General features: G+C 40.1%; 11 protein-coding genes, 1 tRNA gene and 1 pseudogene. 5 read left to right on the top strand and 8 right to left on the bottom strand.

What is annotated here, in order from left to right; genetic code table 11:
• Positions 1-88: 88 nt before the first annotated feature.
• The 7 genes and pseudogenes from G529_RS0106735 to G529_RS0106705 all read right to left on the bottom strand — a co-directional run bounded on the left by G529_RS0106735 (position 89) and on the right by G529_RS0106705 (position 7,275).
• A complete protein-coding gene (locus G529_RS0106735) occupies positions 89-970 on the bottom strand; it encodes an SDR family oxidoreductase (protein ID WP_026914814.1) in 882 nt (293 codons plus the stop codon).
• A 19-nt stretch (positions 971-989) separates the two neighbouring features.
• Complete coding sequence (scpA, locus tag G529_RS0106730) at positions 990-3,119, bottom strand: methylmalonyl-CoA mutase (protein ID WP_026914813.1); 2,130 nt, start codon at positions 3,117-3,119, stop codon at positions 990-992.
• 5 nt (positions 3,120-3,124) lie between these two features.
• Positions 3,125-4,525 (bottom strand): methylmalonyl-CoA mutase subunit beta, encoded by a 1,401-nt coding sequence (locus tag G529_RS0106725; protein ID WP_035695739.1) that lies wholly within the window; start codon positions 4,523-4,525, stop codon positions 3,125-3,127.
• A 25-nt stretch (positions 4,526-4,550) separates the two neighbouring features.
• A complete protein-coding gene (locus tag G529_RS0106720) occupies positions 4,551-4,865 on the bottom strand; it encodes an FtsB family cell division protein (RefSeq protein ID WP_026914811.1) in 315 nt (104 codons plus the stop codon).
• 19 nt (positions 4,866-4,884) lie between these two features.
• Positions 4,885-5,505, bottom strand: a pseudogene (udk, locus tag G529_RS0106715) (uridine kinase); the annotation flags it as partial.
• Between the two features lie 107 nt (positions 5,506-5,612).
• Positions 5,613-6,080: a c-type cytochrome gene (locus tag G529_RS0106710; protein ID WP_026914809.1), complete on the bottom strand. Its 468-nt coding sequence runs from the start codon at positions 6,078-6,080 to the stop codon at positions 5,613-5,615.
• 4 nt (positions 6,081-6,084) lie between these two features.
• Positions 6,085-7,275 carry a PQQ-dependent sugar dehydrogenase gene (locus tag G529_RS0106705; protein ID WP_026914808.1) on the bottom strand — a complete coding sequence of 397 codons (1,191 nt, stop codon included), beginning with the start codon at positions 7,273-7,275 and terminating at the stop codon, positions 6,085-6,087.
• Positions 7,276-7,394: 119 nt separating this feature from the next.
• Between G529_RS0106705 and G529_RS0106700 the strand changes: the two genes are divergently transcribed.
• The 3 genes from G529_RS0106700 to G529_RS15560 all read left to right on the top strand — a co-directional run bounded on the left by G529_RS0106700 (position 7,395) and on the right by G529_RS15560 (position 10,580).
• Positions 7,395-7,469, top strand: a tRNA-Pro gene (locus G529_RS0106700).
• A gap of 285 nt (positions 7,470-7,754) precedes the next feature.
• Positions 7,755-8,567: an alpha/beta fold hydrolase gene (locus tag G529_RS0106695; protein WP_157514561.1), complete on the top strand. Its 813-nt coding sequence runs from the start codon at positions 7,755-7,757 to the stop codon at positions 8,565-8,567.
• Positions 8,568-10,580 carry a PAS domain-containing hybrid sensor histidine kinase/response regulator gene (locus tag G529_RS15560; protein WP_051201371.1) on the top strand — a complete coding sequence of 671 codons (2,013 nt, stop codon included), beginning with the start codon at positions 8,568-8,570 and terminating at the stop codon, positions 10,578-10,580.
• A 25-nt stretch (positions 10,581-10,605) separates the two neighbouring features.
• Here the strand turns inward: G529_RS15560 and G529_RS0106685 are convergent, their stop codons facing one another.
• The gene (locus G529_RS0106685) at positions 10,606-11,706 is read right to left on the bottom strand and encodes a mechanosensitive ion channel family protein (protein ID WP_026914806.1); all 1,101 of its coding nucleotides are present in this window, start codon (positions 11,704-11,706) and stop codon (positions 10,606-10,608) included.
• Positions 11,707-12,208: 502 nt separating this feature from the next.
• Between G529_RS0106685 and G529_RS0106675 the strand changes: the two genes are divergently transcribed.
• Positions 12,209-12,943: a hypothetical protein gene (locus tag G529_RS0106675; RefSeq protein ID WP_026914805.1), complete on the top strand. Its 735-nt coding sequence runs from the start codon at positions 12,209-12,211 to the stop codon at positions 12,941-12,943.
• Positions 12,944-13,050: 107 nt separating this feature from the next.
• The coding region (locus G529_RS15555) for a thrombospondin type 3 repeat-containing protein (protein WP_035695736.1) at positions 13,051-13,433 on the top strand (383 nt) is incomplete at its 3' end.

Raw genomic sequence — 13,433 nt, 5'->3', positions numbered from 1 at the left:
TCGAAGAGGATTGATACGGTTTTGTCTAAAATATCTCAGGTATAAAAAAACCGGACTGTTATAGCCCGGTTTTATCTTCTCAATTATTTTACTTGGCTTTTTTAGATTTGATCATTTGTTCCAGCATGTCCCACATTTCTTCAGGAACATCTTCCAGTAAGTTAAACTGTCCGGCTCCTTTTAACCATTCACCACCATCTATCGTGATCACTTCTCCATTCACGTAGGCCGAGAAATCTGATACCAGGTAAGCAGCCAGATTTGCAAGTTCCTGGTGATCACCAACCCTCTTAAGGGGTACTTTTTTAGCCAGATCGAATTTTTCCTTCAAATCTCCTGGAAGCAATCTATCCCACGCGCCTTTGGTAGGAAAAGGTCCTGGTGCAATAGCGTTGGATCTAATACCATATTTCGCCCACTCAACGGCTAGTGACCTGGTCATGGCAAGCACTCCGGCTTTTGCGGTAGCACTTGGAACCACGTAAGCAGACCCAGTCCAGGCATAGGTTGTCACGATATTCAGAATATTCTTGTTCTCCTGCTTCTCGTCGATCCAGTGTTTCCCGAAAGCAAGCGTGCAGTTTTTACTACCTTTTAGTACAATATCGATAATAGTATCAAATGCATTAGCACTTAAACGTTCTGTTGGGGATATAAAATTTCCTGCGGCATTGTTCAGGAGGATATCTACAGATCCAAATTCGGCTATCGCCTGATCTCTCATGGCTTCTACCTGATCGTAGTGTCTTACATCACATTGTAATGGAAGACATCTTCCGCCGGTTTGTTCTTCCAGTTCTTTTGCTACCTTTTCCAGCTTTTCCATATTTCTGGAAGTGATCGCCACGTTTGCTCCGAGTTCCAGGAAATAAGTAGTCATTGATTTTCCTAGTCCGCTACCACCACCGGTTACTACGATTGTTTTTCCGGCTAACGCATCATCACGAAGCATTTTTTTCTTTAAATCCATATTCTGGTTGGTTATATGATTATTCGTCGATTAATATTTCAAGTAATTGTATCGCGGCATCGCTGATCTTGGTTCCCGGGCCAAAAACCGCCACTGCCCCGGCATCGAACAGGAACTGGTAATCCTGTGAAGGGATCACACCTCCCACGATGACCATGATATCATCACGTCCTAATTTCTCCAGTTCTTCTATCACCTGTGGAACAAGGGTTTTATGTCCGGCGGCCAGTGACGATACCCCAAGAATATGAACGTCATTTTCCACGGCCTGTTGTGCTGCTTCGGCAGGAGTCTGGAACAAAGGTCCAATATCCACATCAAAACCAAGATCGGCGTAACCTGTAGCAACTACCTTGGCTCCACGGTCGTGACCGTCCTGACCCATTTTGGCTACCATGATACGGGGTCTTCGCCCGTCAAGTTCAGCAAACTTATCGGCCATTTCACGAGCGTTCTTAAATGAGCTGTTGTCTTTCATTTCTTTTGAATATACTCCGCTGAATGACTGTATTTTAGCTTTATATCGGCCATAAACGCTTTCTAGGGCATCGCTAATTTCACCTAAGGTAGCCCGATTACGGGCAGCTTCCACTGCAAGTTCCAGTAAGTTAGCATTTTCTTCTTTAGCAGCCCTGGTCAATTTTTCAAGGCTTTGGTTTACTTTACCTGCATCTCTCTCTGCTCTTATTTTCTGAAGTCTGTCTACCTGCTGCTTTCGAACGGTTTGATTGTCTACTTCCAGAGTGACCATCTCATCTTCCTTATCCAGGCGATATTTGTTTACGCCAATGATGAGATCGGTCTCGCTATCTATCCTCGCCTGCTTCCTGGCAGCAGCTTCCTCAATTCTCATTTTAGGGATGCCAGCCTCAATAGCCTTCGTCATACCACCAAGCTCCTCAACTTCTTCAATAAGTTTCCAGGCCTTGGCAGCGATCTCTTCGGTAAGTTTTTCCACATAAAAACTTCCGGCCCATGGATCTACAGTTTTGGTAATGTTCGTTTCCTGCTGAAGGTAAAGCTGTGTATTTCGCGCTATTCTTGCGGAAAAGTCGGTAGGCAGTGCGATCGCTTCATCGAGAGCATTGGTGTGTAAACTCTGGGTTCCACCAAATGCTGCTGCCGCTGCTTCGATACAGGTTCGAGCAACATTATTGAATGGATCCTGCTCGGTCAAACTCCAGCCACTGGTTTGTGAGTGTGTTCTAAGACTGAGGGATTTAGGATTCGTAGGATTAAATTGCTTAACCAGCTTTGCCCATAACATTCTTCCTGCGCGCATTTTGGCGATCTCCATAAAGTGATTCATCCCAATGGCCCAGAAAAATGAAAGTCTCGGTGCAAAACTGTCAATTTTCATTCCTGCATCAAGACCTTTACGAATATATTCCAGTCCATCGGCCAGTGTATAGGCGAGTTCGATATCGCAGGTTGCACCGGCTTCCTGCATATGATAACCAGAAATACTAATGCTGTTAAACTTAGGCATGTTTTGAGAAGTATACTCAAAAATGTCTGAAATGATCTTCATCGATGGAGTAGGAGGATAGATATAGGTATTCCTAACCATAAACTCCTTTAAAATATCATTCTGGATCGTACCAGATAGTAATGCTGGTTTTACGCCCTGTTCTTCTGCAGCGACTATATAAAAAGCCATAATTGGCAACACGGCACCGTTCATGGTCATGGAAACCGACATTTTATCCAGCGGTATCTGATCAAAAAGGATCTTCATGTCTTCGACCGAATCTATAGCAACCCCGGCTTTACCCACATCTCCGACCACACGTTCATGATCACTATCATAACCACGATGCGTGGGCAGATCAAATGCTACCGATAGTCCTTTTTGTCCTGCAGCCAGATTTCTTCTGTAAAAGGCATTGCTCTCTTCAGCAGTGGAAAAACCTGCGTATTGTCTAATTGTCCAGGGCCGGCTAACATACATGGTACTGTAGGGGCCGCGAAGATATGGTGGAATTCCGGCAGCAAATTCGAGATGCTCTGCTTCTGAAAGGTCTTCTTTGGAGTAAGAGGTTTTGATCTCTATTTCTTCTGGGGTCTCAAAAGTCTCTGTTTTAGCCTCATTGGCTGGAAACAGTTCTTTTTCATTAAGACTTATATGTTGAAGGTCTTTACGTGACATCGCTATTAATTTTGGGTGGTTTCTACAGAGCTTTCTTTTTCCAGACGTTTCTGCTCTATCGTTTCACTTAATCTTCTTTCCAGAATTGGCTTCAAAAGCGTTTTTCTTGGATTCTGCCTTAAAAAAGGGAACAATTCAAGATCGTCTTTCATTCTGTCATCCGGGTTTTCGAATTTGTTGGTTCCAATAAGGACCATTTCTCCCGAATCAAACTTGCGTTGTTCTTCCTGAGCACTTTCCCTGATCTTTCTCTGGATAATACCTTCTTTCAACTCCTTTAAAAATCCTCCCCCTTTTTCGATATCCTTGAATATCTGCAATGCTTTTTCAGCGATCTGCCTGGTAATTGTTTCGATGTAATAAGTACCAGCAGCGACATTTCCCACTTTCCCAAAATAGCTTTCATGTCTCATCACCAGTAACTGATTACGGGCAATGCGATCACCAAACTCGTTATTCTTATGGTAGATCGCATCGTATGGCATGTTGCAAATACTATCTGTACCACCCAGGATCGCGCTCATACATTCTGTAGTGGTTCGAAGCAGGTTTACATTATAATCATACAAAGTTTTGTTCCGCTTGGTTGGTTGTGCAACGATGTGACAATCTTTCTGGAAACCAAATTCTGGTGCAATGGTGGCAAATAACCAGCGTAAAGCTCTAATTTTTGAAATTTCAAAGAAATAATCTGAACCTACTGAGACGTAGAACTGTATTTTCAAAATTGCCTTTTTTTCTGAATCCAGTCCTTCAAAGTGATGGAAATATTCTGAAACCTGGGCCAAAGCGTATGCCAGTTGCTGGGGGATATTTGCCCCGGCATTTTGATATAACCCCAGGTCTATGCTTAATACTGAAGCAAAACCTGAACTTTGATGTACAATTTTTTCAAGTTCTGAATGATCAGACTTGAGGTTATCAAACCAGTTTCCAGATCGGGCAAGATTGCCTATGATGTCATTTCGTAAGTAAACCTTTCTCTTCGTATTACCAATTGCGTTATCCAGCTTCAGTATAAATTCTGAATTAAGGAACTCACATTGCAGGTAAACCGGAACATCTTCTGGTAAGGATTTAAGAATTTCTACGAAATCGATTTCTTCAGAAGCTAAAATGAACCATAAGGATTCTGTTCCCTTCTGTAGTTTTTCCTGTGCTTTGTTCACTGTGGAAGCTTCAGAAGTGATAAAGATTTTTTCACAGATATTCCAGTGAGCCGGGTTGGGGATCGAAAGACTTTCTGAAATATCTTCCGAAGAATAAAAGGGTTTTATATCGATGCCGTGGAGAGTTTTGGTAACCAGTTTCTCGTTGTAATCGGCACCTTTAAGATCTGCCTGGATCTTTTGCTTCCATTGCTTTGCAGAAACATTTTCAAATTCCTGAAATAACAATTGCTTCATGAGTTTTAATTTTTGAAGGGAGAGATCAATCTATGGTATCGTATTCGATAATATAAATATCTTCATTAGGCCTTTTCATGTAGTACTTCTGGCGGGCAAAACGTTCGAGTTGTACCGAATCCTGAAGATCCTCAATGATAGCCTTGTCTTTTGCGATCTCTTCCTGATAATAGCTTTTATTGCGCTGGAGTTCTTCTATTTCCACATCCAGTTCGTGGTGTATAAACCAGGAATTGGTATCCAGAAAGAACATCCAGCCTATGAAAATGATGCTTATCAGTACATATTTGTTACTGATAAACCGGAACCATCGTTTTTTACGCAGGTCTTTTAATTTCATAGATTTTAAAGATACAAAATTAGCTTAAGCGATCTTTGATAATAGTCTGAACGATATCCACAGCCACCGTATTGTAACGGTTTGTTGGAATGATGATATCGGCAAATTCTTTGGTAGGTTCTATAAACTGCTGGTGCATAGGCTTGAGGGTCGTCTGGTATCTCCAAAGTACTTCTTCAAGGTCCCGCCCACGATCTGCTATGTCACGTTTTAATCGGCGAATCAATCGCTCATCACTATCGGCATGCACATAGATTTTTATATCAAAAAGATCGCGAATCTCAGGATGTGTAAGAATTAGAATTCCTTCAACAATTACAACTTTACGAGGGTGTATCTCTACGAATTCCCCGGTTCTGTTATGTTCTTTAAAAGAGTAAACTGGTTGCTGGATATTGTGACCGGCGCGCAACTGTCTTAAATGTTCTGCCAGAAGATCGAAATCTATGGATTTGGGATGGTCAAAATTAATTTTTTTACGCTCCTCAAAAGTAAGATGAGAGGTATCCTGGTAGTAAGAATCCTGGGAGATCACATCTACCTCTTCATGTTTTAATTCGTCGATGATTTGGTTTACAACCGTAGTCTTTCCACTCCCGGTACCACCGGCAATCCCAATAATTAGCATGTTTCTAGAATTTTTGCAAAGGTAATATTACTTTTTAAAAATCTTTGGAAAGTACTGCCTGGCTTTTGAAATAAAAAAACCGACTCGTATAAGTCGGTTTTGAAATTGTTGATGGTATGCTATTCAGCGCTTTCCTTGACAGCAGCGACTTCTTCAACAGTCACCATATCATCGATATTATTGCTCCAGGAATTCATTACATAATTCATGGCATCTGCAACCTCCTGGTCACTTAAGCCCATTGGAGTCATAACGTTATTATATTTCTCGCCATTCACTTCAATAGGACCTTTCATTCCATATTTTACTCCGCGAATACTTTCCTCACGTTTTTCTGTAAGCCAGTTTGAGCCATCGAGTGGAGGATAGGTACCAGCGATTCCTTTTCCATTAGGCAAATGACAGGTCACACAAAGATCTGAATAGATACCTTTTCCTCTCTTGATACTTGCCGTTAGAGGAGTTTGCTCGCTTGATTTTTCAGAAGAAGGAATCACGTAAGATTCATCCTCGGTCTCTTGTTCTTTTTTTTCAGATTTGCAAGCCACCATTGCGGCCAGTCCAAATACAAAAAGTAGTTTCTTCATGTGGTTATTTGTTGGTTAATTTTGCGATTCCTTTGCCTTCAATAGCTACGTAAATATCTCCGTCTGGTCCCTGTCTCACGTCGCGCATACGACCTGCATCTTCAATAAGTTTGGTTCTTTTGGTGATCTTTTTGCCATCCAGGTCCAGCAGTTCAAGATATTGAAATTTTAGAGATCCCACCAATAGCTTGCCTTTCAATTCTGGAAATTTTTCAGAAGTAACATAGGCAAAGCCGCTTGGTGCAATGGATGGCAGCCAGTAGAAAATAGGATCTTCCATTCCAGGTTTGCTGCGCTCATCCGTAATAGGCGTCCCGCTGTAATTCTCACCATAAGTTACAACCGGCCATCCGTAATTAGCACCTTTCTTTACAATATTTATCTCATCTCCACCTTTAGGACCATGCTCATGTACCCAGATCTCTCCGGTTTCAGGATTAAGGATCATTCCCTGTGGATTTCTATGTCCGTATGAATAAATAGCTTCAACAGCATTCTCTTCCCCTACAAAAGGATTGTCTGATGGAATTGATCCATCATCGTTTAACCTGTAAACCTTGCCGTTGTCACGAGAAATATCCTGAGGATTAACATCGCGTTCACCTCTTTCACCTGCACTAAAGAATAAATAACCGTTCTTATCAAAGGCTATCCTGGAGCCAAAATGCTGTCCTTTAGTAGTATTTGGAGAAGCTTTGTAAAGCACCTCTTTAGATGTTAGTTTGTTTCCTTCAAGTTTAGCACGCATAATGGCAGTATTTCCACCTTCTCCAGTTCCTTCCGGGGAAGCGTAGGAGAAATAGATCCAGCCATTGGATTCATATTCTGGGTGAAGCACCACGTCCAGCAAACCTCCCTGACCGCGATCATACACTTCAGGACCACCGGAAACCTTGATCTTTTCACCATTTTTAAAATGGATGATATCACCGTTCTTTTCGGTAATAAGCATGCTGCTGTCTGGCAGAAAAGTAAAACCCCATGGAATGTCCAGACCGTCTACTACCATTTCAAATCCATACGCAGTTGAAACTCCGGCTTCAATAGGATCTGGAACCCGTTGATTTTCTTCGGAAGTATCTCCGGGTACCGCAACAGGATCTTCAGTATTTTCTGATAAGTCATTCCCAGAATTCGAATCACCACAGGCATAAACTGAAAGTAAAATACCAATGGATGCAATATACTTTTTCATATTTCTTCTCTTTTTTAAAGCAATGTTTGAACTAAGATATAAAAAAATGAAACTTTCCATGGTAGGATATGATTTATTCTTATATTTGCCGCCCAATTAATGCTAAACAAAGCATTTTTCGGGGTGTAGCGTAGCCCGGTTATCGCGCCTGCTTTGGGAGCAGGAGGCCGCAGGTTCGAATCCTGCCACCCCGACTTACTAAGAAGACTTAAAAGGTAATTTCATGAAGATCATGTAATTACCTTTTTTATGTCCAATATGTTTTCATTTAATCGTCCTTCTGGATTGCCTTCCTGTTGTTGAACGAAAGTATATCTATTACTGCTATAGGGCAGCACTTAAAATTAGGGTAGGTTCCAGCTATTGATCACGATTTATGAACTTAAAATAATCTTATCATTTTAAGTTTCGAAAGTCAGATCTAATTCCACAATTCTTAAAAAATTATATCATATTTTAGCAAGCTAATTTCTATGGCTATGATCGATCAAAGTGACGTATTAAAACGTAATAATGTTACTGTAAAAGGAAATGGTAGTCAGCCGATTGTCTTTGCACATGGATATGGTTGTGATCAACTCATGTGGAGATTCGTTTATCCAGCATTTCTTGATGATTATAAAGTCATTCTATTTGATCATGTAGGTTCCGGAAATTCTGATGAATCTTATTATGATATACAGAAATATAATAGCCTGCAAGGTTATGCAGAAGATATCCTGGAAATTTGCCATGCATTGGAACTGGAAAACGTTATCCTGGTTGGGCACTCAGTAAGTTCCATGATCGCTCTGCTGGCAGCTAATAAGAAACCTTCTTTGTTTTCGCATCTCGTTATGATTGGCCCATCTCCTTGCTATATCAATAAAGATGAATATAAGGGAGGATTTAGTCAGCAGGATATCGATGAATTATTAGAAACTTTGGAAAGCAATTATCTGGGCTGGGCATCTACAATGGCGCCGGTTATTATGGGGACTCCAGAGAAACCTGAGTTAGGTGAAGAATTAACCAATAGTTTCTGTAGAACAAATCCGGAAATAGCAAAACACTTTGCGAAAGTCACTTTTCTTTCAGACAATCGCCAGGATCTCAATAAACTTAAAATTCCGACTTTAATAATTCAGTGTGCAGAGGATGCTATTGCGCCGCTCACGGTTGCGGAATATGTAAACCACAACATTACGAGTAGTACCTTAGAATTGATCGATGCAACCGGGCACTGTCCAAACTTAAGTGCTCCGGAAGAAACGATCAGTGCTATAAAGAATTACCTGGAAAAAAAGGACTAGATGGAAGAGGGCAGTGAAAATAAACCTGAAATATTTGAATCTGCTGAAGATTTGTACCATGATGCACCTTGCGGCTATGTTTCTTTTAGAAATGATGGTACGATATACAATATAAATAAGACGCTACTGGGATGGCTTGGATTCGACAGAAATGAAATTCTGGGAAAGAAGAAGATTTATGAGCTTTTTAAAATGGGTGGAAGAATGTATTTCGAAACTCATTTTTTTCCCTTAATAAGGATTCAGGGTTTTGCAAATGAGATCAATTTTGAAATTCGAAAAAATGACGGATCTACCTTTCCAGCATTGATGAATGTCAAGGAGTTAAAAGGTCCTACAGTTCGTGAAAATCGCTACAGAGCTTCAGTTTTTGATATTTCCGATAGAAAAAAGTACGAACAGGAACTAATGAATGCTAAGCTGAAGGCTGAAAAACTGGCCCAGGTAAAAGCAGAGTTTCTTGCTACCATTAGTCATGAGATAAGAACACCCTTGAACGCTATTGTTGGAATAGGTGACCTTCTATCTAAAACATCTTTAGACCCTAAACAGAAAGAGTACGCTGATATACTCAGGTTATCTTCTGGGAATCTCCTGGGTTTGGTAAACAATATTCTGGACCTGAGTAAACTGGAAGCCAAGGCAGTACGATTAGAAAAGAAGGCATTTGCCATTCGCACTCTCATTAATAGTTTGATCCATACCTTTAAGCTGAAATGCGATGAGAAAGGTGTCGAACTAATTTCTGAAATAGATGATGAGATCCCAAATTATATCATTGGTGATCCAATTAAGCTTAGCCAGATACTTACAAATCTTTTAGGTAATGCGATTAAATTTACCTGTGAAGGTCATGTGAAGTTAATGGTGAAACTTAACCCATCATCTTCAGAAAAATCTGCTCTTAACTTTAAAGTAGTTGATACGGGTACTGGGATTCCAGAGGATAAGCTGCAAAGCATTTTTGATGAATTCTCACAGGCAAGTTATGAAGTAAATCTAGAATATGGTGGTACAGGTCTTGGTCTCAGCATTTCGCAGCAAATTTTAAAGCTTCATGGCAGCCAGATTAAGGTAAAAAGCGTATTAGGAGAAGGCTCTGAATTTAGCTTTGATATCACTTATGATAAGTACAGCAATTCATTAAATGAATTGGATGCTGATGACAGCATTCAAAGAAAAAAATTGGATTTAGCTAAATTACTGATCGTTGAAGATAATCCTGTCAATATTTTTGTTATTTCTGAGTATCTTAAGGAATGGAAAATCAATTTCGATACCGCTAAAAATGGTAAAAAAGCCATCGAAGCTGCGAAGAAAAAGCATTACGATGTTATTCTTATGGACCTTCATATGCCTGTTATTAACGGTTTTGAAGCATCCTCTACCATTAGAAACCTTAATCTTGAAAAACAACCTGTAATCCTGGCATTATCGGCTACGAGCAGGGAGGCTATAGAATCTGAGCTCGATCGTGCAGGAATAGATGATTTTATTTCCAAACCATTCGGTCCGGAGGATCTGCATAAGCTTATCGCAAATTATATAGTTACCTCTTCAGAAATGGAAAAAATCAGCGATCCCGTAGAGGATGAGATGGGAATTATCTCTTCGGAAGAAAATAAAGAAGCCTCTAAGAAATCTATAGACCTAAGCCGATTTGTAAAAATGGCTAATAATAAACCGGAATTTCTACAGAAGTTTATAGTCAACACGCTGACCGCTTTTCAAGACTATTTAGAAGATTTTAAGAAAGCTGTAGATCTACGGGATGCCAATCATATCTCCGAGCTTATTCACAAAAGTACCATGTCTGTATACTATATTCAGTCTGATAAACTGGTAGAATCACTAAGAGACTGCCAGATATGTTTTGAAGATAAGAATGCAAATCCTGATAAAATAGAATCTGTCATTAAGCGAGCCATGGCAGAATTTCACCAGGTAATAATCTCTTTAAAGGATACAGATGTAGACACTTTAATGCTCGAATGGCAGACTGAGGTTAAGTGATATTTCCTACATTATCGTATCAAAGCTAATCAACCTTTAATTCATTCTTATCCTTTTTAAATACCAGAGTTCTGTGCGGAAAGGGTATTTCCACTCCTTCCGCATCAAACCTTTTTTTGATACTCTCATAAAGTTCACATTTCATAACAAAGGCTGAAGCGTAATCCCATGCCCACGCCCAGGCTCTTATGGTGATCGATGAGTCTCCCAGATTCGTGACTCGCACGATGACGAGGGGAACGCCATTGCGAAGATCCTGGTTGGACCTGTTATCGAATAGATTTGGATGGGCCTCGCATTCTTCTTTCATGATCTTTTTCGCCAGATCGATATCACTATCATAGGAGATGCCAATTTCTATCCACTGGCAGATCTTTTTTTCATCCAGGTCATAATTGGTCACCTTTTCTTTATTGATAATGGCGTTTGGAATTACGATCATCTTGTTCTGGTAATTTCTAATTACAGTATGCCTAAGAGTGATATCTATAACAGTTCCCACCAGATCATCTGTAATCTTAATTACGTCACCAACTCTAAAAGGTTTAAATGCGATGATAAAGATACCTCCAATGAGATTCGCCAGTGCTTCCTGGGAGGCCACACCTATCACCAGGGCCAGAATACCTGCACCGCCAAGGGCTGTTTGCGCAATGCCTTTTAATGCTGGAAATGCCAGGGTAGCCACGATCGCTCCAAGAAAGTAAACTCCAAAAACGCTCAGGTAGCGTAGGAACTTATAACTGGTTGGATCGCCACCTGAGGCAGTAGTCTTTTTTATGGTTCTGGCAAACAATGCTTCCACTGTGCTGGCTGCAATGATTGTGAGAATTAGCACAATACCAACGTAAAGGATCAGCTCGAAATTTCTAGTGGCAATACCATATTTATCTTCTGAAATAAAAACAAAACTCAGGGCGATCAAACCCAGGACGACCCATAGCGTATTAAGAATACGTTTTATCAATCTGAGTCGGGTATGCTCTTCATTGGGAAACTTTTCAGTAGCTTTTTTTAATAGCCAACGCATGAGATACTTCGTTGCAGCAAGAAGAAGCAGGACAGAGCCAACTACAACCAGCGCATAGATGACAGACTCGCGATAAGTGTTCCAGAAATTGATCATAGAAAGGAATAATAAGAAATAGAAGTCTGCTGCAATTTAATAAACTGTACGGTAATAAGTATGTGTTTATCATGCGTACAAGAAATCATAGTATAATACATCGGTATTTAAAGTTTTAGTATCTATTGAGATTTCAATCAAATCTTCATATTCTCAGTAATATCATCAGCTTCTCGCTCAGGAAAATGATGGTAAGAAGTATTTAATCTGATGTTTAATTTTCTTACAAAATGTTTGCGAATAATGTAAGAGATGTTATTCATCTAAAACTTTAACATTTCATCGGAAGCCAGTCGTGGCACTATATTCAAATTTATTTGTTAAAATGATACAATACGGTAATTTTTTAACGTAAAAAATATTTATATATTAGGTAAACCAAAAATTTATCAAACAATTCTGAAAATCACTTTATTGGTGTAGCGATAAGGTGCTGTTTATTTTTTAATAGGTCTCAGTTACCCTACTGGATTGAGAGTAATCGTTAATTTAATCTCTGCCTATGAAAATTTTTACACAATTCAGGTTGTGGGTTTTCCTACTAATTACTGTTGGAAGTACCCAGAATTTGTTTACTCAGGAAATTGCGAATAGTATCATCTTCGAAGATAATGTAGATAATGCTACAAATGCTATTGAGTTCAATGACTTATCTGCCACACTCAATTCCGATTCCGGTTTGTTCCTGGGAGCAGGGGCGAGCACTGGAATACTGGAATTGCAGTATCCTACGACCCTTAGCGCTGGACAAACCACATTTACGAGACTGGATTTTGATTCAACACTTCTGGAAGCACTTTTGCAGGGTAGCCTGGGAGAACTTGTAGGGGACATTGTTGAAACCATTGTTTTCGGTAATCACTATCTGGTCATCGAATTTAAAAATAATGGCTCCTCGGTACGTACATATCGAACAGACTCTTTCCCTATAGCCGATGACTTCAGAATCGTTGTAGATCGTAATGGAGATTTCTTTGCAGCCATTACGCCTCCAGATCCATTCAATACAATAAGAATTGAGGACCATACGAACGCCTTACTTGGACTGGGTTTTGAAAACAGTACAGATGTTTTCTACTCATTATCACAACTTTCGAATGAAACAGACTGTTATAAACCTAGGTTTACAGCAGGGGACGCAGGTGGATTGAACCTTGATGCTTTAGATCTGGGAATGCGGGTATTACGTCTGCTGAAAATGCTATTGACAATGACCCTGCATCTTTTTCTCAGATAAGTCTTGGAACCGCCGGGGTTATTTCCAGCATTTCTCAACTTTTTTATCTCCCTGGCTCAACTCAGGTTACAGATCAATTTACCATAAGTCTGAAAACTGACGGCGCATTGGTTTCGGCTGATATAGCCAGCAATATTGAAATCATTGCCTACAACGAGAATACAGAAGTATTTAGTACCAATGCATCAACTTTGCTGGATGTAGAATTATTAACAAGTTTTGGAAACAATGAAGTTGTTGATCTTACGATCGCGCCGGGTGTAAGCTTTGATCAAATTGAAATTAAGTTAAGTGCCCTTGTTAGTGTATCGTTGGAACAATCCCTGGACATACACGATGTGACTGTACTCAACCAGACTTGTCTGGACGCTCAGGATGATGATAACGATGGCCTAACCAATGGAGAAGAAGCTGAGATCGGTACAGATTCAAACGATCCAGACACGGATAATGATGGCATTAACGATGGTGATGAAGTCGATGGCGGAAG

The organism is Christiangramia portivictoriae DSM 23547 (assembly GCF_000423045.1).
In the GTDB taxonomy this organism is placed as follows: domain Bacteria; phylum Bacteroidota; class Bacteroidia; order Flavobacteriales; family Flavobacteriaceae; genus Christiangramia; species Christiangramia portivictoriae.
Note: the sequence above shows the minus strand (reverse complement) of the source record. Positions and strands in the feature narration are given on the sequence as shown.

Coding starts and splice junctions, on each gene's coding strand:
- G529_RS0106685 (WP_026914806.1), bottom strand. CDS start 11,706: ATGATCAATTTCTGGAACACTTATCGCGAGTCTGTCATCTATGCGCTG.
- G529_RS0106710 (WP_026914809.1), bottom strand. CDS start 6,080: ATGAAGAAACTACTTTTTGTATTTGGACTGGCCGCAATGGTGGCTTGC.
- G529_RS0106695 (WP_157514561.1), top strand. CDS start 7,755: ATGATCGATCAAAGTGACGTATTAAAACGTAATAATGTTACTGTAAAA.
- G529_RS15560 (WP_051201371.1), top strand. CDS start 8,568: ATGGAAGAGGGCAGTGAAAATAAACCTGAAATATTTGAATCTGCTGAA.
- G529_RS0106725 (WP_035695739.1), bottom strand. CDS start 4,525: ATGAAGCAATTGTTATTTCAGGAATTTGAAAATGTTTCTGCAAAGCAA.
- scpA (WP_026914813.1), bottom strand. CDS start 3,119: ATGTCACGTAAAGACCTTCAACATATAAGTCTTAATGAAAAAGAACTG.
- G529_RS0106675 (WP_026914805.1), top strand. CDS start 12,209: ATGAAAATTTTTACACAATTCAGGTTGTGGGTTTTCCTACTAATTACT.
- G529_RS0106720 (WP_026914811.1), bottom strand. CDS start 4,865: ATGAAATTAAAAGACCTGCGTAAAAAACGATGGTTCCGGTTTATCAGT.
- G529_RS0106735 (WP_026914814.1), bottom strand. CDS start 970: ATGGATTTAAAGAAAAAAATGCTTCGTGATGATGCGTTAGCCGGAAAA.
- G529_RS0106705 (WP_026914808.1), bottom strand. CDS start 7,275: ATGAAAAAGTATATTGCATCCATTGGTATTTTACTTTCAGTTTATGCC.